This window comes from Streptomyces sp. NPDC088116, from assembly GCF_044741745.1.
Taxonomy (GTDB): domain Bacteria; phylum Actinomycetota; class Actinomycetes; order Streptomycetales; family Streptomycetaceae; genus Streptomyces.
The window spans coordinates 415965-439912 of the sequence record NZ_JBIUTF010000008.1; the positions used below are offsets into that span (position 1 = coordinate 415965).

Annotated in this window: 15 protein-coding genes, 1 rRNA gene and 3 pseudogenes; 5 read left to right on the top strand and 14 right to left on the bottom strand. The window is 70.9% G+C overall.

Annotated elements, in window-relative coordinates; all coding sequences use genetic code 11:
- Positions 1-380: 380 nt before the first annotated feature.
- The 4 genes from ald to ACIOJD_RS30780 form a co-directional block, all read right to left on the bottom strand.
- The gene (ald, locus tag ACIOJD_RS30765) at positions 381-1496 is read right to left on the bottom strand and encodes an alanine dehydrogenase (RefSeq protein ID WP_401919366.1); all 1116 of its coding nucleotides are present in this window, start codon (positions 1494-1496) and stop codon (positions 381-383) included.
- Between the two features lie 144 nt (positions 1497-1640).
- Positions 1641-4568, bottom strand: a complete 2928-nt coding sequence (locus ACIOJD_RS30770) for a tetratricopeptide repeat protein (RefSeq protein ID WP_401919367.1) — start codon at positions 4566-4568, stop codon at positions 1641-1643.
- Between the two features lie 478 nt (positions 4569-5046).
- The gene (locus tag ACIOJD_RS30775) at positions 5047-5673 is read right to left on the bottom strand and encodes an NUDIX domain-containing protein (RefSeq protein WP_401919368.1); all 627 of its coding nucleotides are present in this window, start codon (positions 5671-5673) and stop codon (positions 5047-5049) included.
- 97 nt (positions 5674-5770) lie between these two features.
- Positions 5771-7480, bottom strand: coding sequence for a CTP synthase (locus ACIOJD_RS30780; protein ID WP_401919369.1), 1710 nt, complete (start codon positions 7478-7480; stop codon positions 5771-5773).
- A 670-nt stretch (positions 7481-8150) separates the two neighbouring features.
- On the opposite strand from ACIOJD_RS30780, the gene ACIOJD_RS30785 reads away from it, so the two are divergent.
- Both ACIOJD_RS30785 and ACIOJD_RS30790 read left to right on the top strand, forming a co-directional pair.
- Positions 8151-9962: a glycoside hydrolase family 15 protein gene (locus ACIOJD_RS30785; RefSeq protein ID WP_401919414.1), complete on the top strand. Its 1812-nt coding sequence runs from the start codon at positions 8151-8153 to the stop codon at positions 9960-9962.
- Between the two features lie 193 nt (positions 9963-10155).
- Positions 10156-10392: pseudogene (locus ACIOJD_RS30790) on the top strand (PucR family transcriptional regulator); the annotation flags it as partial.
- Between the two features lie 18 nt (positions 10393-10410).
- Here ACIOJD_RS30790 and ACIOJD_RS30795 read toward each other — a convergent pair.
- The 5 genes from ACIOJD_RS30795 to ACIOJD_RS30815 all read right to left on the bottom strand — a co-directional run bounded on the left by ACIOJD_RS30795 (position 10411) and on the right by ACIOJD_RS30815 (position 16336).
- Entirely contained in the window at positions 10411-11505 is a 1095-nt protein-coding gene (locus ACIOJD_RS30795; RefSeq protein WP_401919370.1) for a glycosyltransferase family 4 protein, read from the bottom strand.
- A gap of 536 nt (positions 11506-12041) precedes the next feature.
- Positions 12042-13787, bottom strand: a complete 1746-nt coding sequence (gene recN / locus ACIOJD_RS30800) for a DNA repair protein RecN (RefSeq protein WP_401919371.1) — start codon at positions 13785-13787, stop codon at positions 12042-12044.
- Positions 13788-13971: 184 nt separating this feature from the next.
- Positions 13972-15075 carry an NAD kinase gene (locus ACIOJD_RS30805; protein ID WP_401919372.1) on the bottom strand — a complete coding sequence of 368 codons (1104 nt, stop codon included), beginning with the start codon at positions 15073-15075 and terminating at the stop codon, positions 13972-13974.
- Entirely contained in the window at positions 15072-15887 is an 816-nt protein-coding gene (locus ACIOJD_RS30810; RefSeq protein WP_401919373.1) for a TlyA family RNA methyltransferase, read from the bottom strand. Before ACIOJD_RS30810 ends, ACIOJD_RS30805 begins: the two co-directional genes overlap by 4 nt.
- A gap of 50 nt (positions 15888-15937) precedes the next feature.
- Positions 15938-16336, bottom strand: a complete 399-nt coding sequence (locus tag ACIOJD_RS30815) for a hypothetical protein (protein ID WP_401919374.1) — start codon at positions 16334-16336, stop codon at positions 15938-15940.
- Between the two features lie 42 nt (positions 16337-16378).
- Here ACIOJD_RS30815 and ACIOJD_RS30820 point away from each other — a divergent pair, with 42 nt between their 5' ends.
- The gene (locus tag ACIOJD_RS30820) at positions 16379-16726 is read left to right on the top strand and encodes an SCP2 sterol-binding domain-containing protein (RefSeq protein ID WP_401919375.1); all 348 of its coding nucleotides are present in this window, start codon (positions 16379-16381) and stop codon (positions 16724-16726) included.
- A gap of 36 nt (positions 16727-16762) precedes the next feature.
- On the opposite strand, the gene ACIOJD_RS30825 is transcribed toward ACIOJD_RS30820, so the two are convergent.
- Positions 16763-17584, bottom strand: coding sequence for an ABC transporter ATP-binding protein (locus ACIOJD_RS30825; protein ID WP_401919376.1), 822 nt, complete (start codon positions 17582-17584; stop codon positions 16763-16765).
- Positions 17585-18005: 421 nt separating this feature from the next.
- Between ACIOJD_RS30825 and ACIOJD_RS30830 the strand changes: the two are divergent.
- Positions 18006-18889 (top strand): annotated as a pseudogene (locus ACIOJD_RS30830) (siderophore-interacting protein).
- A gap of 151 nt (positions 18890-19040) precedes the next feature.
- Here ACIOJD_RS30830 and ACIOJD_RS30835 read toward each other — a convergent pair.
- Positions 19041-20069, bottom strand: a complete 1029-nt coding sequence (locus ACIOJD_RS30835; RefSeq protein WP_401919377.1) for an HAD-IIA family hydrolase — start codon at positions 20067-20069, stop codon at positions 19041-19043.
- Between the two features lie 72 nt (positions 20070-20141).
- On the opposite strand from ACIOJD_RS30835, the gene ACIOJD_RS30840 reads away from it, so the two are divergent.
- On the top strand, positions 20142-21479 hold the full coding sequence (locus ACIOJD_RS30840; protein WP_401919378.1) for a DUF1015 family protein: 1338 nt from the start codon (positions 20142-20144) through the stop codon (positions 21477-21479).
- 66 nt (positions 21480-21545) lie between these two features.
- Here ACIOJD_RS30840 and ACIOJD_RS30845 read toward each other — a convergent pair whose 3' ends face one another.
- The 3 genes and pseudogenes from ACIOJD_RS30845 to rrf form a co-directional block, all read right to left on the bottom strand.
- Entirely contained in the window at positions 21546-22376 is an 831-nt protein-coding gene (locus ACIOJD_RS30845; protein ID WP_401919415.1) for a hypothetical protein, read from the bottom strand.
- Positions 22377-22601: 225 nt separating this feature from the next.
- Positions 22602-23696: pseudogene (locus ACIOJD_RS30850) on the bottom strand (hypothetical protein); the annotation flags it as partial.
- Positions 23697-23856: 160 nt separating this feature from the next.
- Positions 23857-23948: ribosomal RNA gene (gene rrf, locus ACIOJD_RS30855) — 5S ribosomal RNA — on the bottom strand; the annotation flags it as partial.

Genomic DNA, 23948 nt, shown 5'->3' on the forward strand with positions numbered 1-23948 from the left:
CTGGTTGACCACCCCCGGGAGTAAATGTCGACTCATTCACAAGTCGTCTTACCTCCTTGGACGGGACCAGGAAACTTATCGATAGGTCAGCGTGGCACCATGCCGACGATTGGCGACTCTATGGCGTGTCACCACTTCGCAGCAACACAATCCGCCGGACCCGGTCCGATGTGTCGGCAACCGAACACCTCTCTGTCAAGGGCGCACAAGCCTCTCACCAAGGCGTGGCACGCATGTTTCGCAGGCGCGCGAAACGGTTGAAAGCGTTACGTTCAAGGCGTGTTGAACGGCGCTCCCGAGGCGGCCTCACACACCGACGGCCGAACCTCGCTGAGCAAGATCCGGCCGTCGGCGCGATGTTGACGATGCCCTTTGACGCATCAGCCCAGAAGCGTGCTCAGTTCGGCGTGATCCAGACCGTGCGCCTCGGCGACCTCGCGGTAAATCACCTGGCCGTCATGGGTGTTGAGCCCCTTGGCGAGCGCGGGGTCCCGGCGCAGCGCCTCGACCCAACCACGGTTCGCGAGCTCCACGATGTACGGCAGCGTGGCGTTGGTCAGCGCGTACGTCGACGTGTTCGGCACAGCGCCCGGCATGTTGGCGACGCAGTAGAAGACCGAGTCGTGCACCCGGAAGGTCGGCTCGGCGTGCGTCGTCGGGTGCGAATCCTCGAAGCAACCACCCTGATCAATCGCAATGTCGACAAGTACACTTCCGGGCTTCATCTTGGCGACAAGCTCGTTGGTGACGAGCTTCGGCGCCTTCGCTCCGGGGATGAGGACTGCCCCGATGACGAGGTCCGCCTCGACGAGCGCCTTCTCCAGTTCGAAGGCGTTGGAGGCGATGGTCTGCACCTTCGTGCCGAAGATCCTGTCGGCCTCGCGCAGCTTGCCGTTGTCGCGGTCGAGCAGCGTCACATGGAAGCCCATGCCGACGGCGATCTGCGTGGCGTTCCAGCCCGAGACCCCGCCACCGATGACAACGGCCCGGCCGGCCGCCGTGCCCGGAACGCCGCCCGGCAGCACGCCGCGGCCACCGGCCGAACGCATCAGGTGGTACGCGCCGACCTGCGGCGCCAGCCGGCCCGCGACCTCGGACATCGGGGCGAGCAACGGCAGCGCGCGGTTCACGGTCTCGACCGTCTCGTACGCGATGGCGGTGGTGCCCGACTCCAGCAGGGCGTCGGTGCAGGCACGGGACGCGGCGAGGTGGAGGTAGGTGAAGAGCGTCTGGTCCTTGCGCAGCCGGTGGTACTCCTCGGCGACCGGCTCCTTGACCTTCAGCAGCAGGTCGGCGACGGCCCAGACCTCGTCGGCGGTGGGCAGGATGCGCGCACCGGCGGCGACGTACTCGGCGTCCGTGATCGAGGAGCCGACTCCGGCGTCCCGCTCGATGACGACCTCGTGGCCATGGCCCACCAGTTCATGCACACCGGCGGGGGTGATGGCCACCCGGAACTCGTTGTTCTTGACCTCACGGGGGATTCCGACCAGCACGGCAGATCACGGTCCTCGGCTCAGGGATTTTCTCGGGCACGTCCACACGAACCCGAACGTGACGGACGCACGGGTCGACACCGCACCAAGATGCGGCGGAGCCAGTCTAATGAAGGATTTCCCGCTGTCTAGCCTTGCAAAGTTTCAATCCCGAGTCGAAGCGCTACGGATTTCACAGGCAGAACCCTCTGTTCCCTCTGTTCCCTCCGTACCCTGGGGCCCCTCTCCTCCCTCCGTCCCGAGGAGCCGGTCGGCCGCGGCACGGTGCAGCCTGGCCGCCGTGGGGTCGCCGAGCCGGTCCAGCGTGTCCGCGGCCCGGAGTTCGAGGGCGGCCTGGAGACGTTCGTCACCGGCGAGCCGTGCCCACTCGATCGCCTCCCGGCAGGTACGCAGCGACTCCTGCGGCCGGCCCGCGTACTCCTGGACCCGGGCCGCCTCGCTCAGGGCCCGCGCCTGTCCCGGAAGATCGCGCAACCGCCGGTGGACCGCGGTGGCGGCCCGCCAGTTGCGCAGCGCCTCGCCGTAGCGGCCCGCGTACGTGTGGACGGTGCCGAGGCGGCCGTAGAGCCTCGCCTCGTCGGCCTTCTCGCCCCGGCTGAGCCGCTGGGAGAGCGCCCTTCCGTACCAGTCGGCGGCCCGCGTCCAGTCCTGGAGGTCCTGATAGGCACCGCCCACGGATTCCATCGCCCGGCCGGTGGCGTAGAGGTCGTTCGCGGCCCGTCCGGCGTCGAGCGCGGCGCGGTAGCGGGTGAGCGCGGCGCGGGTACGGCCGTTCCGGGCGTCCAGATCGCCGATGTTCAACAGCGCCGCGGCCTGCTCGCGGAACAGTTCCCGCCGCTCGGCGATGTCGAGGACCAGCTGGTGGAGCCCGTACAGCTCGGGCGCCGCGGCCTCGGCTCCCCGGTGCGCGGCCAGCGCCCGGACCAGCGCGGCCACCAGTCGGCGGGCCAGGGTGTCCAGCTCGCCGTCGGCGACCGCGAGCCGCGCGGACGCCAGCAGGGCGGGCTGCCGCGACCGCAGCCACTCGGCCGCGGAGCCGGTGTCCGGGAAGCGCAGCGCGCTGGGCAGCCCGGCCAGCCTCGTACGGGCCTGGGAACCCTCGGGTTCGGTGATGGCCCGGCAGGACTGGAGCAGCCGTACGGTCCGCTCCAGCATCCGGGCGCGGGCCAGCTGTACTTCGGCCGGCCGGTCCTTCTCCCTCAGGAGGGCGTGCAGCAGCGGGACCAGACAGCCGGGCAGCGCGTACTGATCATCCGCGGCCGGATCCACCGCGACCCCGTCGTCCGGAACCCAGTGATCCGGGACGAGGTGGTCCGAGACCCGCTGATCCGGGGTCCACTGATCCGAGGGCCTCTGATCCGTGCCCGGGGTGTCCGGGGTCCGGTGTTCCGTTCCCCGGCCGTCCGGGGTCCTGCCGTCCGGGGTCCTGCCGTCCGAGGTCCTGCCGTCCGGGGTCCTGCCGTCCGAGGTCCTGCCGTCCGGGGTCCTGCCGTCCGGGGTCCGCTGATCCGGGGCGTCGCCCGTCGCGGCCCGTTCGTCGGCCACCCGGAGCAGGCCCAGGGCGGTGAAGTCGTCCAGCATGGTGGCGGCGGCCGTCACCGAGCAGCCGGCCAGCGCGGACGCGGTGTGGGCGTCGGCGTACCCGGCGGGCGCGAGGGCGAGCAGCCGCAGCATCCGGGCGGCCGACTGCGGCAGCGACTCGTACACCAGCCGGAAGGCACGGGCGAGCGCCCGGTCCCCCACGGGCCGCTCGGGATCGTGCGGCTGGGCGCGCAACTGCTTGGTCAGGTCGGCCACCGAGGCCATCGGACGCGCCGCGAGCCAGCCGCCGGCCAGCACGATCGCGGCGGGCTGGCCGCCGCACTCCTCGACGAGGGACTCGGCCGCCTGCGGGTCGACGGTGATCCTGACCTCGCCGGTGAAGCGCCCGAGCAGCTCGATGGCGGCCTTCGTGTCCATCCCGCCGAGCGTGCACGGGCGGACGTCGGGGATCCCGGTGAGAGGGCCCTGCGCGACCGCGACCACCAGGCACTCGGGGTTGTCGGGCACCAGCGGATCGACCTGCTCGGCGTCGCCGGCGTCATCGAGGAGCAGCAGCACCCGCCGTACGGCCAGCGTCTCGCGCACCATCTCGCACAGCTCGTCCTCGTCCGCGCCGGGCGGCGTGGCCACCTCGAACGCGTCGAGGATCTCGCGGGTGGTCCGCTCGGTGGGCACGGGCTCTCCCCCGGCCTCGGTCAGCCCGATCCGTACGACGCCGTCCGGATAGCCGCCGCGCAGCCGCCCCACCAGTTCCTCGGCGAGCGCGGTACGCCCGGACCCGGGGCGCCCGGCGACCAGCAGCACCCGCGCGCGGGGCTCCTTGCGCCCGGAGATCGTATTGAGCCCGGCGCGCTCGATGTCCCCGTGCAGCGCCTTCAGTTCCCGCTGCCGCCCGAAGAACCACCCGTCGTGGGCGGCCCGCGTCCGCCGGTGCGCCGACCGGCCGACCGGTGCGCCGAGCTGTGTACGTGCCGGTCCGGCGGGCTGTGTACGGGGCGGCCCCGAGGGCCGCGCGAGCGTCGGCCCGGCAGGACGGAGCGAGGAGGCCGGAGCACTCGCCGCGCCCAGGCCGGCCGGTCCGTGGGTCTCTCCACCGCCGGGACCGAGGTCGCCGGCAGCCGTACGGGCCTGGCCGGCACCGTTACCGGCCAGCTCGCCGATGCCCGTACCGGCCGCACCCATTCCTGTACCGGCCCCGCTGCCGCCCGGATCCGCCGGGCCGTCGGCCGGAGGAGCCTCGGCAAAACCGAGGCGGACCTCGGCACTGCCCAGGTCCGCCTCGCCGCCGACGGGATCGGCCGCACCGTCGCCGGGCCCGGAATCGGCCCCGGACTCGGGCTCCGCGTCGGGCTCTGCCACGACGGGACCGGCCTGACCGGCGCCCGCATCGGACTCCGTACCGCTCCTGACGCCCCCGGAACCCATTGCGCCCTGCGCCGTGTGCCGCGCCGGCGGGCCCGCGTCGCCGCTCGCCGTCACGCGGTCCGGCGCCGGGCCGGTCGCGTCCTCGGGCCCCTCCGGGGCGTTCACCCGGGTCGTACCTTTCGTTTCGGAAGACTCGGAAGTCCTGGCGGAATCCGCCGTCTCGGACGCCTTCGTGCTCAGCGTCGGCGACTGCGGTTCGGCTGCGCCGGACCGGTCGCACCCTTCGTCCGACGGACCGTCACATCCTGTCACCCCTGCGGCGGTTGGCTCCGCACCGCCGGTGGGACCAACGCTCTTCCCCGTCGCGCGCGCACGGTCGGAACCGCTCACATCCACCGTCTGATCCGTCGCCTGATCCGTCACGGGCCACGCTCCGTCCGCCTGCGCACGAGCCGAGCCCGGCGGGTCTCCGCGCGGGCGGTTCGAGCGTAGTTCGGCCTCTCCTGCGAAACGGGGGAAGCGCGGCCGGTAAATCCCTCAACCGGATCAGCCATATCGTCAGATCGGACCATGATCGGCGAGCACCAAGCGATCAAGGAGATCAGGTGATCAAGGTGATCAGGTGATCAAGACGGTCGACGACTCAGGACTCGAATGGACGTGCGGGCCAGGGTGCCTCCGCCGAGCGGAGCGCGTCGACGCCGTCACCCGCCAGCGCCGCGGTGAGTGCGAGCACGCCCACGGCCAGGCAGTTGTTGTGCAGCTCGCCGGCGAGCACGCCCCGTACCAGTTCCGCCGGCTCGACGCGGGCCAGCTCCATGTCGGCCTCCTCCTCGGAGACCTCGAAGCGCTCGCCCTCCGCCGACGACAGATCGCGGGCGAGGAAGACCCGTACCGCCTCGTCGCAGCCGCCCGGCGTCGTGTAGACGTCCGTCAGCACCCGCCAGTCCTCGGCCTTGACGTGCGCCTCCTCGTACAGCTCGCGCTGCGCGGCGTGCAGCGGGTTCTCGCCCGGCACGTCGAGCAGACCGGCCGGGATCTCCCAGAGCTTCTGCCGTACGGGGTGCCGGTACTGGCGCAGTACGAGAACCTTGCCCGCGTCGTCCAGCGCGAGGATCGCCACGGATCCGGGGTGGACCTGATAGTCGCGCGCCACCACCGAGCCGTCGGGCATGACCACTTGGTCCGTACGGACACTCGTCTTGTTTCCGCGGAAGGGCGTCGTGGTCGCGGTGACCCGCCACTCCTCGGGGGCGTCCTTGATGACCATGAAAGCGTCCTCCCACACAGCGGCACACAAGCGGAAACCGGGGTACCGGTCCTCAAAGACCCGCACCCCGGCTCCACCGTATCGCTTGAGGCGATGGTCAGGACTTCGCAGTCACCGGCTCCGACGGCGCCGACGGCTCGCTCCGCCGCTCGGCCTGCTGCCGTTCCACCGCGGCCTTCACCAGCCCCGCGAACAGCGGGTGCGGGCGGGTCGGCCGGGAGCGCAGTTCCGGGTGCGCCTGGGTGGCGACCAGGTACGGGTGCGTGGAGCGCGAGTACTCGACGTACTCGACGAGCTTGTTGTCGGGCGACGTGCCCGAGAAGACCAGACCGGCCTTCTTCTCCAGCTCCGCGCGGTAGGAGTTGTTGACCTCGTAGCGGTGGCGGTGGCGCTCCTCGACGTACGGCTGGTCGTCGTAGACCTCGCGCACGATCGACCCCTCGGCGAGCTTCGCCGGGCAGAGGCCGAGCCGCATCGTGCCGCCGAGATCACCGGCGCCCTCGACGTAGGCGAGCTGCTCCTCCATCGTGGAGATCACCGGGTGGGAGGTCCCGGAGTCGAACTCGGTGGAGTTGGCCTCGGGGATCCCGACGACATTGCGCGCGGCCTCGATGACGATGCACTGGAGGCCCAGGCAGATACCGAGAAGCGGCACCTTGTTCTCGCGGGCGTACTGGATCGCGCCGACCTTGCCGGTCACGCCGCGCTCGCCGAAGCCACCGGGGATCAGGATCCCGTCGACGTCGGCCAGCTGCTTCGCCGCGTCGGCCTGCGTCTTGCAGTCGTCCGAGGTGACCCACTTGACCTTGACGCGCGCCCGGTTGGCGAAGCCACCCGCGCGGATCGCCTCGGTCACGGACAGATAGGCGTCCGGCAGGTCGATGTACTTGCCGACCAGCGCGATGGTGACCTCGTGGTCGGGGTTGTGCACGCGGTCCAGCAGGTCGTCCCAGATCGTCCAGTCGACATCGCGGAACGGCAGGTCCAGCTTGCGTACGACGTAGGCGTCCAGGCCCTCGGTGTGCAGCACCTTCGGGATGTCGTAGATCGACTTGGCGTCCACACAGGCCACCACGGCGGCCTCGTCGACGTCGCACATCAGCGAGATCTTGCGCTTGATGGAGAGCGGCACCTCGCGGTCGGCGCGCAGCACGATGGCGTCCGGCTGGATACCGATGTTCCGCAGGGCCGCGACCGAGTGCTGGGTCGGCTTGGTCTTCAGCTCGCCGGACGGACCGATGTACGGCAGCAGGGAGATGTGCACGACGAAGACGTTGTCGCGGCCGACCTCGTGGCGCACCTGGCGGACGGTCTCCAGGAACGGCAGCGACTCGATGTCGCCGACCGTGCCGCCGACCTCGGTGATGACGACATCGACGTCGTCGGTCGCCATCCGCCGGATGCGGTGCTTGATCTCGTTGGTGATGTGCGGAATGACCTGGACCGTGTCGCCCAGGTACTCACCCCGCCGTTCCTTGGCGATGACCTGCGAGTACACCTGTCCGGTGGTGACGTTGGCGGAACCGTCGAGGTCCACGTCGAGGAAGCGCTCGTAGTGGCCGATGTCCAGGTCGGTCTCGGCGCCGTCGTTGGTGACGAACACCTCACCGTGCTGGAACGGGTTCATCGTGCCGGGGTCGACGTTCAGATACGGGTCGAGCTTCTGCATGGTGACCCGCAGCCCACGCGCCTTGAGCAGCGCACCGAGGCTGGAGGCGGTCAGGCCCTTGCCGAGGGAGGATGCGACACCCCCGGTGACGAAAAGGTGCTTGGTCGTCGAGGAGGATGTCGAGGATCGGATCGGCATGGCCAAGAGGGGGCTCCCGTGGTCGCGGTTCGAGGTGCGTACCGGTGTCCCTGCCTGGAGGCGAAGGGACTGCCGTCGCTGCGGCTTCGGGGCCCCGTTGTCTTGCAAGGAGTCCACCGGTCCACGGGCTACCAGGGTATCAGCGCCACGGAGAGGGTTCTTCCGGCCAGGACACCGGCTCGGGCCCAGGACGGGCTCCGGACGGGCTCCGCTCAGGCGTCCAGCAGGTGTCGGACGGGCGTCTTCCGGGCATCGGGGCAGCGTCGGAGGGGCGTCGGGCAGAGCATCTCCCGGCACCGGCCGGGAATTGGCCGAATATCGCCCCGTAGGCCGGGAATCAGCGATGAGACGGACGCAGCAGCGAATACGGGACGAGCAGGGGGTGGCATTACCGGACGGCGAACGGGTATCAGCTCAGGCGTCATCACCACTTTCACACGAGTCACGCTTTTTCCGCCGGAGTCACCCTTGCCCCACCCGTTCGGCACACCGGCGTTCCCCGGACCGTGGCGCGGAACTCCTACGTGCGTCGTATCCTGCTCGGACATTCGCTGCCGAGTCCGGCCGGCAAACGGCACCATCACCGCCCGATTTCCCGGAAAATGAGCTCGTCAACGACCCTTGACCGCAGTAAGCGCCCCACGGGGCGAACATGGCCGTTCGACTGGAGATGCACGTGGCCGGGCGCATCGAGGATTACGCACTTATCGGAGATATGCAGACCGCCGCCCTGGTCTGCCGGGACGGCACAGTCGACTGGCTGTGCCTGCCCCGCTTCGACTCGCATGCCGTGTTCGCGGCTCTGCTGGGTACCGACGAACATGGCTTCTGGAGGCTTGGGCCCGCGCACGCCGCGGGCGCCGAGCCGGCACAGGCCACCCGTCGCCGGTATCGCGGAGATTCGCTGATTCTGGAATCCGAGTGGGACACACCGCGCGGCACGGTCAGAGTGACCGATTTCATGCCGCCGCGTGACGGGGCCCCCCAACTGATCCGGATCGTGGAAGGCATCAGCGGCCGGGTTCCGATGCGTTCCGCGCTGCGGATGCGCTTCAGCTACGGGCGGGTCGTGCCGTGGGTCCACAAGGTGGACAACCGCACGGTCGCCGTGGCCGGACCGGACTCGGTCTGGCTGGACACCGAAGCGGACACGTACGGCGAGGACCTCACCACCTACTCCGACTTCACGGTGGCTCCCGGCGACCGGATCGCCTTCACCATCAGCTGGCAGCCCTCGCACCGGCAGCCGCCCGCGCTGCCCGACCCCGAGGGCTCGCTGGAGGCGACCTCCGACTTCTGGCGCGAGTGGGTCGAGCACTGCACGTACCACGGCCCGTACCGCGAGGCCGTGATCCGTTCGCTGATCACGCTCAAGGCCCTGACGTACGCCCCGACGGGCGGGATCGTCGCGGCGCCCACGACCTCGCTGCCGGAGGAGATCGGCGGCGTACGGAACTGGGACTACCGCTACACCTGGCTGCGCGACGCCGCGATCACGCTCTCGTCGCTCCTGCGCACCGGCTACCGCGAGGAGGCCCGCGCCTGGCGCGAGTGGCTGCTGCGCGCCGTCGCCGGTGACCCGGAGAACCTCCAGATCATGTACGGCATCGCCGGTGAGCGTGAGCTGGGCGAGGCCGAGCTGGACTGGCTGCCCGGTTATGAAAGCTCCGGCCCGGTCCGCGTCGGCAACGGCGCCGCGCACCAGCTCCAGCTGGATGTGTACGGCGAGGTCACCGAGGCGCTGCACCTGGCGCACATGACGGGCCTGGCCCGCAACGACTACGCGTCGGTGCTCCAGCTCAAGCTGATCCGCTACCTGGAGAAGCACTGGGACCAGCCGGACGAGGGCATCTGGGAGGTGCGCGGACCGCGTCGGCACTTCGTGCACTCCAAGGTGATGGCCTGGGTCGCGGTCGACCGGACGATCAAGCTGATCGAGTCCGGGGACGTCGACGGGCCGCTGGAGCGCTGGCGCGAGATGCGCGACGACATCCACCACGATGTCTGCGAGAAGGGGTACGACAAGGAGCGGAACACCTTCACGCAGTCGTACGGCTCCAAGGAGCTGGACGCGTCGCTGCTGCTCATCCCGCAGATGGGCTTCCTGCCGCCGGACGACAAGCGGGTCATCGGCACCATCGAGGCGATCCAGCGGGAGCTGTCCACGGAGGACGGGTTCGTACTGCGCTACCCGACCTCGAGCGAGGACGACGCGAATGTCGACGGCCTGGCCGGCGAGGAAGGCGCGTTCCTGGCGTGCTCGTTCTGGCTCGCCGACGATCTGGCGATGATCGGACGGGTCGACGAGGCGCGGAAGCTGTTCGAGAAGCTGCTGGCGCTGAGGAACGACCTGGGACTGCTGGCGGAGGAGTGGGATTCGCGCCTGCAGCGGCAGGTCGGCAACTTCCCGCAGGCGTTCAGCCATGTGCCGCTGATCGACACGGCGCTGCGGCTGACGGCTTCGGGGGCGTACGGCGGCTGACGGCTCCGTACGGCTTGGCGGCTTGGCGGCTTGGCGGCTTGGCGGCTTGGCGGCTTGTGACGGTCACACGGTGATCGGGCACACGGTGATCGGGGCTCGGACGACGGTGGTGCACGCCGTGGTCCGAGCCCCTTCCCGTATCCGATTCCCGCGGCCCGCCGCGTCCTGCCGGGACCTGGCCGCCGTATCGGCGCCGCTGCCGCCGGTGGCGAGGCGGCTGGGCCCCGAACCGTCCCCGTCGGGCAACTGGGCGCTGCCGGCGCGGGCCGTGCTGGAGGAGCAGTTGCCGGCGAGTGGGCCGGTGCTGCTGGGCGTACGTCCTGTGGAAGGCCAAGTCCCGCTGCCGCTCGGGCTGCGCTCCGGGTCCGGGCGTACGGCGGTGGCCGACCGGGTCGCGACGGCGCCGCGGACGGGCGTCGAGCGGGCCGGGCCGGCCACCGCCGTACGCCTACGGTCGGCGCAGGCGCCGCGGCTGGGTCAACTCGTCGTACACGCACAGCACCTGGGCGATGGTCTCGTCCTCCGTCGGCCAGGTCTCGGCCTGGGCCCGGCCCGCCGTGGCGAGTCGCAGGTGGTGTTCCGGGTCGGCGAGGAGGCGCGTCACCGCGTCCGCGAGGGACGCCGCGTCTCCGTACGGTACGAGTTCCGCCGCGTCGCCGACGAGTTCGGGGATCCCGCCGACCGCCGTGGCCACCAGGGGCACGCCGAGCCGCAGTGCCTCCTGCGCGAGGACGGAGCGGGCCTCCCAGCGGCTGGGCAGGAGAGCGATGTCGGCTGCCGCCAGGAGATCGCCGATGTCGTCCCGGCGGCCAATGAGCCGTACCGGCAACTCGGCGTTGTCGATGCGGCGTTGGAGCCTGGCGCGCTCCCTGCCTTCGCCCGCGATGGCGAGCAGCGGCGCGGGATCGAGATCGCGCCAGGTCCTGGCCGCGTCCAGCAGGGTGTCGAGCCCCTGGTCCGGCACCAGGCTTCCGACGGCCATCAGCAACGGGCGCTCCACCGCGCCGAGTTCGGCCCGCGACTTGTTCTCCGGATCGGCGGCCGGGCGCGCGGGCAGAGGGAGCGCGATCGGCGCGAGGCGGGCATCACGCGCGCCCCTGGCACGGGCCCGGTCGACCAGCTCCGAGGAGGTGCCGAGCACAACCGCCGCCGCGCGTACGGCCCTTCGCTCCAGCAGCCCCAGCAGCTGACCGCGCGGCCCTCCCACCTGCGAGCGGGTGTGCCAGGTGACGACCAGCGGCACATGCTGCCCGGCGAGCGCGACGGCGGCCCGTACGGCGGCGTGCAGCCCGTGCGCGTGCACCACGTCCACGCCGGCGCAGGCCGCCCGCAGCGCCGCGACGGCCGCGGGATCGGTACGCCGGGGCACCGGGACGTGGTGCGCCCCGGTGCCCTGGAAGTCGTAGACGCGGTCGAGTTCGGCGGGAGCGCACACCGTCACGCGCACTCCCCGGGCGACCAGACCGGCCGCCAGCGATCGGACGTGCGTGCTGCTGCCCGCACTGCCACCGCCCAGCACCTGGACCGTACGCAGTTGTGTCACGTGGCCAAGGCTCCTGGATCGGGATTTCGGGGACTGCGCCAAGGATGCCAGCCCGTATGCACGTTCAGGCACCGCGGAGGCGCCGTTCTCACGGTCGGCGCCTCAACTCCGTACCCTGGATCACTCACATGGGTGAATGCTCGAACCGATCGGCCCCGTGGTCGAGCGACCGCCTCTGTCACCGTACGCCGTCGCGGCGACGACTCCCAGTACGTGAACGGCCAACCCGGCCCGGCCATTGCCCGCCGCGTCGCCGTCCGGCGGAAGTGCGGGTGCGAGTGCGGTTTGTGGTGGGTGCGGGGCCCGGGGCCTCCGGAGGCGCATGTCCGGACTGCATGATTTACGGCGCGTGCGGGTTTGTTGGTTGAGTGCGGGCGGGTGTGCGCCACAAATCACGCTCTACGTCCGGACACGTCACCTCCTGCGACCCCGACCCCCTCCCGCCGGATCCCCATGCCGTGCAGGACGTGACCCGGAGCAGCCACCGGCAACAACCCGCACACGAACCACCCCGAATCTACGCCCCAGCCGGATGGCTAATTCGCGCCTCGGGCCGTCGCCAGCAGTTCCTCCGCGTGTGCACGCGCCGTTTCCGAGTCCTCCTGCCCCGCCAGCATCCGTGACAACTCCCGTACCCGGTCCTCCCCCTCCAGGACCGTCACGCCCGAGCGCGTCACCGAGCCGTCGACCGTCTTCTCGACCAGCAGCTGGCGGTCGGCGAAGGCCGCGACCTGCGGCAGGTGCGTCACGACCACCACTTGCGCGGACCTGGCGAGCTTCGCGAGGCGTCGGCCGACCTCGACCGCCGCCTTGCCGCCGACGCCCGCGTCCACCTCGTCGAAGAGGTACGTCGGCACCGGATCGGACCCCGCGAAGACCACCTCCACGGCGAGCATCACGCGCGACAGCTCACCTCCGGACGCGCCCTTGGCGATGGGGCGGGGCTGGGCGCCCGGGTGGGGGGCGAGCAGCAGTTCCACCTCGTCCACGCCGTGCGGCCCGTACACCACCGAGCGTCCGCCCACCTCGACACCGGCCGCCTCGTCGGCGGACTCGGTCTGCCGGATGTCGAACGAGACGCGCGCGTGCGGCATGGCCAGCGAGGCCAGTTCTGCCGTGACGGCTTCGGCGAAGCGCGCCGCGGCTTCCGTACGGGCGTCGGTCAGGGCCTGTGCGAGGGCGGAGAGTTCGGACCGCAGGGCGTCCCGCTCGGCCGTCAGCTCGCCGATCCGGTCGTCGTCGCTCTCCAGCTCGGTCAGCCGTGCCGCGCTCTCCTCGGACCAGGCCAGGACGGCGGCGATGTCCTCGCCGTACTTACGGGTCAGCGTGGTGAGCGCGGCACGCCGTTCCTCCACGGCGGCCAGCCGCAGCGGATCGGCGTCCAGGTCGTCGGCGTATCCGGCGAGTTCGCCGGCCACGTCGGCGAGCAGGATGGAGATCTCCCCGGTCCGTTCCGCGAGCCCGGCGAGCGCCGGGTCGTGGGACCGTACGGCCTCCAGCGCACGCCCCGCGCCCGCGACGAGCGTCGTCGCGTCGACGCCCTCCTGGTCCTCGGGGTTGCCGGCGAGCGCCGCGTGCGCAACGGCGGCGGCGGAGGCGAGCGCTTCCGCGTGGCCGAGCCGCTCGGCCTCGGCGGCGAGTTCGACGTCCTCCCCCGCCCGCGGCTCGACGGCGGCGACCTCGTCCAGTCCGAAACGCAGCAGATCGGCTTCCTGCGCCCGCTCGCGCGCCCGCGTGGTCAGGGTGTCGAGTTCCGTGGCGACGGCCCGCAGTCTGCGGTAGGCGGCCTCGTACGCGGCATGGGGCGTGGCGACGGCGTCTCCCGCGTACCGGTCGAGGGCCTTCCGCTGCCGTGCGGGCCGCAGCAGCCCCTGCTGGTCGGTCTGGCCGTGTACGGCGACCAGGTCGTCCGCCAGCTCGGCCAGTACGCCCACCGGCACGGAACGCCCGCCGATATGGGCGCGCGAGCGCCCCTCGGCGGAGACGGTTCTGCTGATGAGCAGCGCTCCGTCGTCCAGCTCGGCCCCTGCCTCCTCCGCCCGTACGGCCGCCGGATCACCGGCGTCCAGGGTGATCCGTCCCTCCACGACCGCCGACTTGGCACCGATCCGCACCAGGGCGGGATCGGCACGTCCGCCGAGCAGCAGTCCCAGACTGGTGACGACCATGGTCTTACCGGCGCCCGTCTCACCGGTTACCGCCGTGAAGCCTGGTGACAGCTCCACGACCGCGTCGTCGATGACCCCGAGCGACCGTATCCGCATCTCCTCCAACACGGTCATGACCATACGAGGTCCGGGGCCCGCCGTGCGACGGACCCCACCCTCCGGATCCCGCGACCGGACCGTGTCCGAGCTGTGTCCGGGTCCGTTCCGGCGGTCTCCGGGCCGCCCTGCGTGTGAACCGTACGTACGGAATCGCTCCGGAACCGGCCGCCCGGAGACGGCCCGGATCAGCGTTGTCCTCTCAGTGCGGCGCCCCGCGCCAGCCGGACACCGGCAGCGCGAACTTGGCCACCAGCCGGTCGGTGAACGACGCGTGATGCAGCCGCGCCAGCCGTACGGGAACGGCCCCGCGCCGTACCTCCACCCGTGCTCCCGGAGGCAGCTCGATGGTCCTGCGCCCGTCGCACCACAGCACCCCGCTGGGGGTCTGCGGCTGTACTTCCACCGCGAGCACCGTGGTCGGCGAGGTCACCAGCGGCTTCGCGAAGAGGGCGTGGGCGCTGATCGGCACCATCAGCAGCGCCTCGACCTCCGGCCAGACGACCGGCCCCCCGGCCGAGAAGGCGTACGCCGTCGACCCCGTCGGAGTCGCGCAGACAATGCCGTCGCAGCCGAACCCGGTGACGGGCCGGCCGTCGATCTCCAGGACGACTTCGAGCATCCGCTCCGGCGAGACCTTCTGCACGGCCGCTTCGTTGAGCGCCCAGTCCTTGTGGACGACATCGCCGTTGCTGTGCACGACGACATCGATGGTCATCCGCTCCTCGACCTCATACGCACGAGTGACGACCCGGTCGACGACCTTGTCCAGATCGTCCCGTTCCGCCTCGGCGAGGAAGCCGACCCTGCCCAGGTTGACCCCGAGCATGGGGACGCCCGAGGCGCGTGCGAACGCGGCGCCGCGCAGCAGGGTGCCGTCTCCGCCGAGCACGATCAGCAGTTCGCAGCTGTCGAGTGCGTCGGGAGTGGCGTCGGTGACTGTCTCGACGGACGGTGGCAGCGGCAGATCGACCGCCTCGGCGGCCAGGACCCGTACGCCGAGACCGCTGCGCACCAGCCCGTTCACGACGAGTTCGGCGCTGCGGATCGCGGCTGGTCTGCCGGTGTGGGCGAGCAGGAAGACGGTGCGGTCCGCGTTCGCGTTCCGCTCCGCTTCCGCGCCGAGTTTCGTCTCCGTGCCCAGTGGTGCTTCTGTGCTCAGCTGCGTTTCCGTGCTCGGCTGCATTTCTGTGCTCAGCTGCGTTTTCGTGCTCGGTCCGGCCTCTTCCCCGAGTCCGGTCTCCGTGGCCTGCTCTGTCTCCGCGGGCCGCTTGTTCTCAGCGGCCTGCGTGGTCTTTGTGGTCAACGGGGTCCCTCCGCCACTGCACGATCGACATCGGCCGGATCCAGCTCGGGCGCTCCGGCGCGGAGCCACAGAAAGTACTCGACATTTCCGGAGGGGCCCGGCAGCGGACTGGCGGTGACGCCCCGTACGCCCAGGCCGAGTTCACCCGCCCGCCGCGCCACGGTCCGTACGGCTTCCGCGCGCAGCTCCGGGCTGCGTACGACGCCTCCGCTGCCCAACCGCTCCTTGCCGACCTCGAACTGGGGCTTGACCATCAGTACGAGATCGGCGTCGGGCGCGGCGCAGCGCGCCAGCGCCGGCATCACCAACCCGAGCGGAATGAACGACAGATCCCCGACAATGAGATCCACTGGCTCCCCTTCGATCGCCTCGAGCGTCAACTCACGTACGTTCGTACGGTCCTTGACTGTGACGCGTTCATCGCTCCGCAGGGACCAGGCGAGTTGTCCGTATCCGACGTCCACCGCGACCACATGACCGACACCGGCCCGCAGCAGGACATCCGTGAAACCGCCGGTGGAAGCGCCCGCGTCGAGCGCCCGCCGGCCGGTCACCTCCAGGCCGAGGGGCGTGAACGCGGCCAGCGCGCCCGCGAGTTTGTGTCCGCCGCGCGAGACGTAGTCGGGGTCGCCGTCGTCCGCCTTGACGACGACGGCGGCGCTCTTCTCGACCTGGGTGGCGGGCTTGGTCGCGGTGGTGCCGCCGACGGTCACCCGGCCCGCGGCGATCAGCTGGCTCGCGTGCTCACGCGAACGCGCGAGGTTACGGCGTACCAGCTCGGCATCGAGACGGAGGCGTGCCAGTCCAGCCACGTTCGGTTCAGCTCCTGTGTTCGTACGCGAGAGAAGTCGGCGGGCTGTCGTCACGTGCCCCGGGGCCCTTGAGGCCCCGCGGGCCCAGGAGGTCCCTGAGGTGCCGGCCGAGCGTCGAGCCCGGTCAGCGTGTCGCGCAGCCCCCGGTGTACATCCTCGTACACCTCGATATGGCCGTCCGCAGTGAGGTGGTCGGCGTCGGCGAGCCGCGCCAGTCGCGCGTCCACCTCGGCGTTGCCGGTCGGGGCGCGTTCCACGCCGAGAGGCCGGGGCGGCGCCGGATCGTACGAGGAGGAGCCGGGGCCGGCCGTCCCGGGGGCCCGCCCGGGTTCTTCCCCGGAGGCCTGCCCAGGGGCGTGTCCGGTGGCCTGTGCCGTCCCCCGCTCGTGGACCTGTCCCGGTTCCTTCGCGGGCTCCTGCGCGGCCGGGCCCGCCATCGAGTCGCTCATGCCCAGACGCTACCGCGAAGCCCTGGGGTACCGTCGATCACGATGGCGACGAAGGAGGAGTGCCGCAGCGCACTCGAAAAGCTCTCGGACAACCTGGCGCAGGCGGACGGAAAGGTCCGCACCGCGGCCGGGTTCAACCGTTCACTCAGCTGCCACATCACGGATCTCGACCTCACGTTCACCGGACGTCTGGTGGACGGCCGGATCGAGGTGGCGGACACCGTGGCGGGGCCGCCCCCGGAGAAGGCGCAGATCGGGCTGGCCATGGCCGGTGACGACCTGGTCGCGATGGTCGGGGGCGAGCTGAATTTCGCCCGCGCCTGGGGGTCGGGCCGGGTCAGACTGGAGGCGGGATTCCGTGACCTGATGCGTCTGCGGTCGCTGCTCTAGGGCCTGCCGGGGCCCCTGCGGCGTCAGGTCGCTCTCTCACTCCTGCGACGCCGCGGAGACGGCCGCCGCCTGCCGCGCCCGGCGGCCCGCCGGCACCACCAGGGGCGTACCGGTCTCCGGGTCGTCGATGACCTGGCAGCGCAGCCCGAACACCTCTTCCACCCGCTCCGCCGTGACCACGTCCGCCGGCGCGCCCTCCGCCACGATCGCGCCGTCGCGCATGGCGATGAGGTGAGTGGCGTAACGGGCCGCGTGGTTGAGGTCGTGCAGGACGGCCACCAGGGTCCGGCCCTGCGTCTCGTGCAGTTCGGCACAGAGATCCAGCACATCGATCTGGTGCTGGATGTCGAGGTACGTGGTCGGCTCGTCCAGGAGCAGCAGCGGCGTCTGCTGGGCGAGGGCCATGGCGATCCAGACCCGCTGGCGCTGACCGCCGGACAATTCGTCGACATAGCGACCGGCGAGTTCGCCGACGCCGGTCGCCGCCATCGATTCCTCGACTATTCGCTCGTCCTCGGGCGACCACTGGCGCAACAGCCCCTGGTGCGGATAGCGTCCGCGCGCCACCAGGTCGGCGACCGTGATGCCGTCGGGGGCGATGGACGACTGTGGCAGCAGACCGAGGGTCCTGGCGACCTTCTTCGCGGGCATCGAGTGGATGGCGGCCCCGTCCAGCATGACCCGCCCGTCGGAGGGCTTGAGCATCCTGGAGAGCGCGCGCAGCAAGGTCGACTTGCCGCAGGCGTTGGGGCCGACGATCACCGTGAACGACTGGTCGGGGATCTCCACCGACAGCTCACGGGTGATGACTCGCTGGTCGTAGCCGAGGGTCACCGATTCCGCGGTGAGGCGCTGCATGCTCGTACTCCTGGTGTCCCTGGTGCTTTCGGTGTGCCCGATGTCTTCGGTACGGGTGGTGCCTTCGCTACGGGTGGGGCGGCGACGGGGTGCGGCGGTGGATACCGGATCCGCGCTCTGTCGGGGAGGACTGTCGAGGAACACCAAGTTAGGTTAGCCTACCCTCGCATGTTGCCACGAAGAGGGAGGTAACCACCAAGGAAGCACCGGCGGTCGCACCCGCCATGGAGCTTCCCCTGCCCGGCTGCCGTACACCGCACACCCCTCGCACCGGCTCCCTCGGCCCTCTCACGACGAAGCCGAGTCCGGGCGCTCCGGACAGGCTCCCTGCCCTGCCCATGACCGCGCCCATGCCCATGCCCATGCCCGCGCCCCGGAGCAGCCCCGCGCTGCCGTCGGACACGTCGAAGAGGCCCTCCGTATGACCGACGCTCCCGCCCCCTATCAGTTCTTCACCGTCGAGGTGCTCCGCGCGGAGCGGGTCACCCCGGCCATGGCCCGTGTCGTCCTCGGTGGCGCGGACTTGGCGCGCATGGCCACGGCCGGACGGGACCAGCGGGTGAAGCTGTTCCTGCCGCACCCCGGTCAGGACGAACCGGTCATGCCGGACACGGGACGGGCCGACTGGTACGACGCCTGGCGCGAACTCGACACGGATCTGCGCGGCATCATGCGTACGTACACCGTGCGCGAACTGACCCGTGACCGCACGAACTGGTCATCGATTTCGCCCTGCACGGCGACGACGGCAGCGGAACCGGAGCCGGAAACAGCGCTGGAGGCGACGGCGCGCAGTCGGGACCCGCCTCGCGCTGGGCGCGTACGGCCCGCCCCGGCGACCGCATCGCCGTCCTCTCCCCGGTCGACGAGGAGAACTCCGCCTACGACTTCCGGCCGCCGGACGGCACCGACTGGATCCTGCTGACCGCCGACGAGTCCGCGATCCCCGCCGTCGCGGGGATCCTCGAATCCCTGCCTCCGGGCATGCCGGCCCGGGTCTGGATCGAGGTCCACGACCCCGCCGACCGCCAGGTGCTTCCCACCAAGGCCGACGCGGAAATCACCTGGCTCGTATCGGACATGTCCCCCGCCACCACGGACGCGGTCCGGGCCGCCACGCTGCCGGAAGGCACCCCATACGCCTGGGTCGCCGGTGAGTCGGCGACCGTGAAGGCCGTACGCCGCCACCTCGTCCGGGAGCGCGGCTTCGACCGCCGGGCGGTCAAGTTCAGCGGCTACTGGCGCCGGGGCACCTCCGAGGACCATCTGCCGCACATCGCGGAGGATCCTGCCGAGGATTCCTGAGAGCTGAGTTTTCCCGAGAGCCGAGGTTTCCTGAGAACCGAGGTCTCCCGAGAACCGAGGTCTCCCGAGAGCCGAGGATTCCTGACAACCGAGGATTCCGAGAGCACAGGCCGCCCGAACCAATGGCCTTTGCCGAAGCGGTTCCCCCGGCCTACAGGCCGAGCCGCGCCAGCGCCTTACCAGCGTCCAGTGCGCAGATGCCGTCGCCCGCGTCCGTCCAGGCCGCCGCGCACAGCGCGCGCAGCCCGTCCAGCGCCGCTCCGTCCCCGTCGAGCACCAACTCGTTCCCGCTGACGGAGGCGGTCCACCCGCCACAGCCGAACCCGTCCTCCACCGTGGCCACGTCCGGCTGCCCGGTCAGCAGTCCGCGCAGATCCGCGTCCACATACGTCGGCCGGTGCCTGGGCTCGGCGGCGAGGAGCTGCGCCGCGTCCGTCACCCCGGTCAGGACCAGTAGCGAATCCACGCCCCCGTTGAACGCACCCTCGATGTCCGTGTCCAGCCGGTCACCGACGACGAGCGCCCGCTCGGCCCCCGTCCGCAGGATCGTCTCCCGGTGCATCGGGGGCAGCGGCTTGCCCGCGACCTGCGGCTCGGCGCCCGTCCCGATCCGTACGACCTCGACCGCCGCGCCATTGCCCGGCATGATCCCCCGCGCGCTCGGAATCGTCAGGTCCGTGTTGGACGCGAACCACGGCACGCCACGGTTGATCGCGTAACACGCCTCGGCGAACCGTCCCCAGGCCAGGTCGGGCCCGCCGTACCCCTGCACCACGGCGGCAGGGTCGTCCGCGGCGGACTCCACCGGCTCAAGACCGCGTTCGCGCAGCGCCACCCGCAGCCCCTCCCCGCCGATGACCAGCACCTTGGACCCTTGCGGGAGCTGCTCGGCGATCAGCCGGGACACCGCCTGCGCCGAGGTGATCACGTCCTCGGGGACGGCGGGCGCGCCGAGTTCCGTCAGATGCGCCGCCACGGTGTCGGGCGTACGCAAGGCGTTGTTGGTGACATACGCGAGACGCATCCCGCCGTCCCTGGCCGTGCCGAGCGACTCGACCGCGTGCGCGATGGCCTCCCCGCCCGCGTACACCACTCCGTCGAGATCGAGCAGAGCCGTGTCGTACGCATCGTTCAGCGCGGTCGCGCTTCCGCTCGGGCTGGTCCTGCTCCGCTGACTCATCCGTCTTCCGTTCCTCACTGGGGTTTTCTCCTCCGATCATCGCCCATCCCGGTCCGCACATACGATGCGTGAATGAACACAACAGGTCCCGAGGACAGGGGGCTGCGGCTGATCCCGTTCCGGGGGCTCCGCTATGTCCCGGAGCGAGTCGGCAGTCTGTCCGCCGTGACCTCACCGCCGTACGACGTGGTCGTCAGGCCCGACGGTCTGCACCAGCTGGAGTCGGCGGATCCGCACAACATAGTCAGGCTGATCCTGCCGCAGGCAGCAACGCCCGAGGCCCGCCACCGCCAGGCGGCGGCGACGCTGGGCCAGTGGCTGTCGGAGGGCATCCTCGCCCCCGACCCCGAACCGGCGCTGTACGTGTACGAGCAGCGCAGAGGTGACCTGTTGCAGCGGGGGGTGATCGGGGCGCTGGCGCTCTCCGGCCCGGCCGACGGGATCGTGCTGCCGCACGAAGATGTGATGGCGGACATCGTGGCGGACCGTGCGGCCCTGATGCGGACGACAGCGGCGAATCTTGAGCCATTGCTGCTGACGTACCGGGGCGAGGACGGGCCGGCAGGCAGCACGACGGCGGCGACCGCGCCGACGACGAGTACCAGCGGCACGAACGCCGTCATCGAACGTACCGTGCGCCGCCCTCCGCTCCTGACCACCACCACGGAGGACGGCTTCCGCCACCGGCTGTGGTCGGTCACGGACCCGGGCGACCTGGACGAGATCACCCGCGACCTCGCGGACCACCAGGCTCTGATCGCCGACGGACATCACCGCTGGGCGACGTATCTGCGGCTGCGCGCCGAGCACTCGGCCACCGGCCCCTGGAGCTACGGCCTGGTGCTGCTCATCGACACGGCCCGCTATCCCCTCCAGGTCCGCGCCATCCACCGGCTTCTGCACGGGCTGCCCGTCGACCGGGCGGTCGCCGCCCTCTCGGGCTCGTTCCGGGTCCGTACGGTCGAGGGGCCGCTGCCCGAGGCTCTCGACGCCCTGGCAGACGCCGGCACTGGTGCCGGTGCCGGTGCCGGGAGCAACGCCTTTCTGCTCGCCGGGGACGGCCGCTTCCATCTGGTCGACCGCCCGGACGAAGCCCTGTTGAAGCGTACGGTTCCCACCGGGCGGCCGGAGGCCTGGCGGAACCTGGACGCGACTGTCCTGCATTCCACTTTGCTGGACCACATCTGGAACATCCCGGACGACCCGGAGCACATCGCCTACATCCACGACACCGAAGCGGCGATCGGGAAGGCGGAACGGGACGGAAGCACGGCGGTCCTGATGCATCCGGTACGTGAGGACGTCGTACGGGACCTGGCGCGCCAGGGCGTCACGATGCCCCGCAAGTCCACGTCCTTCGGCCCCAAGCCGGCGACGGGGCTGGTGCTGCGGAGTCTCACGCTCGGCTGACCGGCGCGGACAGCGAAAATGCGAGTGGGGGCATCCCGGCCGGGATGCCCCCACTCGCATGATCACTCAGCGCTTGTCGTCACCGTCACCGTCGGCGTCGGTGTCGGTGTCGGTGTCGGTGTCGGTGTCGACGTCCTCATCGGCCTCGATGTCGGCGTGGAACTCGATGTCGGCATCGGCGTCGGCGTCCACGTCGTCCGATGGCCGGGTGCCGGTCTCGATCGCAGCCTCGGCCGGAGTCTCGGCCTGGACCTGAACCTCGTCCTGAGCCTCGTCATCGGTCATGGCGTCGACGAACTCGACGCCGTCCAGCTCGGCGAGCCGGTCCGAAGCGTCCGTAGACCCGTCCTTGTCCGCCTCGATCGTCTTGGCGAACCACTCCCGTGCCTCGTCCTCACGACCGGCCGACAGCAGGGCGTCGGCGTACGCGTAGCGCAGTCGAGCGGTCCACGGCTGCACGGAGTTCGACGCCAGCTCGTTGCTCTGGAGCGTCACGATCGCGGCGTCGATCTGCCCCATGTCCCGGCGCGCACCGGCCGCGACCAGGCGCATCTCAACCTGACCGGCCTTGTCGAGCTTCTGCACCTCGGGCTCGCCGGCCATCGCCATGGCGCGCTCCGGACGGCCGAGACCGCGCTCGCAGTCCGCCATCACGGGCCACAGGTCGACGCTGCCGGTCATCCGCCGCGACGCCCGGAACTCGGCCAACGCCTCGGAGTACTTCTGTGTGGCGTACGCGGCGAAGCCTGCGGCCTCGCGTACGGCGGCGACTCTGGAGGCGAGCCGCAGCGCGATACGTGAGTACGCGTACGCCTGCTCGGGGTCCTCGTCGATCAGCTTGGCGACCATGACCAGGTTCCTGGCCACATCCTCGGCGAGCGTCTTCGGCAGGCTCAGCAGCTCCTGGCGAACGCTCTTGTCGATCTCGTCGCCTGTGACGTCCTCCGGGATCGGCAGCCGCTTGATCGGCTCCCGGTCACGGTCCCGGTCGTCACGACGCTGGTAGCCGCCACCACGGCTGTCGTCGCGGCCCCGGGACCCGCCACGGTCTCCACCGCGGTCGCGGTCGTCGCGCCGGCCATAGCCGCCACCACCGCTTCCACCACCGGCGGGCCGACCGCCGCGGTCGTCACGGCGCCCGAAGCCACCACCGCTGGGACGGCCACCACGGTCGTCATCGCGCCGGGGGCCGCTCGAACGGTCATCACGACGTCCGTACCCACCGCCACCGGCCGGCCGGCCGCCGCGGTCGTCGTCACGGCGGGGACCGCTGGGCCGGTCGTCACGACGGTCATCGCGACGGGGACCGCTCGGACGGTCATCACGACGGAAGCCACCACGGTCGTCATCACGACGCGGCGTACTCGGCCGATCGTCACGACGGGCGAAGCCACCGCCACGGTTGTCATCACGGCGGTTGTCGTCGCGGCGGAAGCCACCGCGGTCGTTGTCGCGCCGGGGCGTGCTGGGCCGGTCGTCACGGCGAGGGCCACTGGGCCGGTCATCACGACGGTCATCGCGACGGAACGCCGGACGGTCATCACGACGATCGTCACGGCGGGGACCGCTCGGCCGGTCGTCGCGACGGCCATAACCACCACCACCGCCACCGGTCGGGCGACCACCACGGTCGTCACGACGCGCGAAGCCACCACTCGACGCCGGACGACCACCACGGTCATCATCACGACGGGGAGAACTGGAACGGTCATCGCGGCGGGGCCCGCTGGGCCGGTCGTCACGACGGAAGGAGGGCCGGTCGTCACGACGGAAGGAGGGCCGGTCGTCACGACGGAAGGAGGGCCGGTCGTCACGACGGTCATCGCGACGGGGACCGCTCGGACGGTCATCACGACGGAAGCCACCACGGTCGTCATCACGACGCGGCGTGCTCGGTCGATCGTCACGACGGCCATAACCACCACCGCCGCCACCGGTCGGCCGGCCACCACGGTCGTCGCGACGCGCGAAGCCACCACTCGACGCCGGACGACCACCACGATCATCATCACGACGGGGCCCACTCGGGCGGTCGTCACGTGCGCCGCGGAACCCGCCGCCGCGGTTGTCGTCACGACGGTTGTTGTCATCTCGGCGGAAACCACCACGGTCCCGATCGTCCCGTCGCGGTCCACGGTCGCGATCGTCACGGCCTCCGCGGAAGCCGCCCCGGTCACCGCTGTCCCTGGGGCGCTGGTCGCGCTCAGGACGGTCGTCGGAAGAGTTGGGGGACATCGTGTGGGGCTCCTGTCTTCGGGTACCGCAGTCATTCTCACGCAGTCGGCCTTCCGACGCGCTTCAGACAAAACATGGGGAAAAACAAAAAAGGACCTATGGTCCAGCATGAACGCTGGACCATAGGTCCTTTTGAAAGATTGTTCGGCGGCGTCCTACTCTCCCACAGGGTCCCCCCTGCAGTACCATCGGCGCTGTGAGGCTTAGCTTCCGGGTTCGGAATGTAACCGGGCG

Bases quoted from the DNA above. Each gene is read 5' to 3' on its own strand.
- ACIOJD_RS30775 (WP_401919368.1), bottom strand. From the start codon at position 5,673: ATGGTCATCAAGGACGCCCCCGAGGAGTGGCGGGTCACCGCGACCACG.
- ACIOJD_RS30780 (WP_401919369.1), bottom strand. From the start codon at position 7,480: ATGCCGATCCGATCCTCGACATCCTCCTCGACGACCAAGCACCTTTTC.
- ACIOJD_RS30785 (WP_401919414.1), top strand. From the start codon at position 8,151: ATGCACGTGGCCGGGCGCATCGAGGATTACGCACTTATCGGAGATATG.
- recN (WP_401919371.1), bottom strand. From the start codon at position 13,787: ATGACCGTGTTGGAGGAGATGCGGATACGGTCGCTCGGGGTCATCGAC.
- ACIOJD_RS30815 (WP_401919374.1), bottom strand. From the start codon at position 16,336: ATGAGCGACTCGATGGCGGGCCCGGCCGCGCAGGAGCCCGCGAAGGAA.
- ACIOJD_RS30820 (WP_401919375.1), top strand. From the start codon at position 16,379: ATGGCGACGAAGGAGGAGTGCCGCAGCGCACTCGAAAAGCTCTCGGAC.
- ACIOJD_RS30825 (WP_401919376.1), bottom strand. From the start codon at position 17,584: ATGCAGCGCCTCACCGCGGAATCGGTGACCCTCGGCTACGACCAGCGA.
- ACIOJD_RS30835 (WP_401919377.1), bottom strand. From the start codon at position 20,069: ATGAGTCAGCGGAGCAGGACCAGCCCGAGCGGAAGCGCGACCGCGCTG.
- ACIOJD_RS30840 (WP_401919378.1), top strand. From the start codon at position 20,142: ATGAACACAACAGGTCCCGAGGACAGGGGGCTGCGGCTGATCCCGTTC.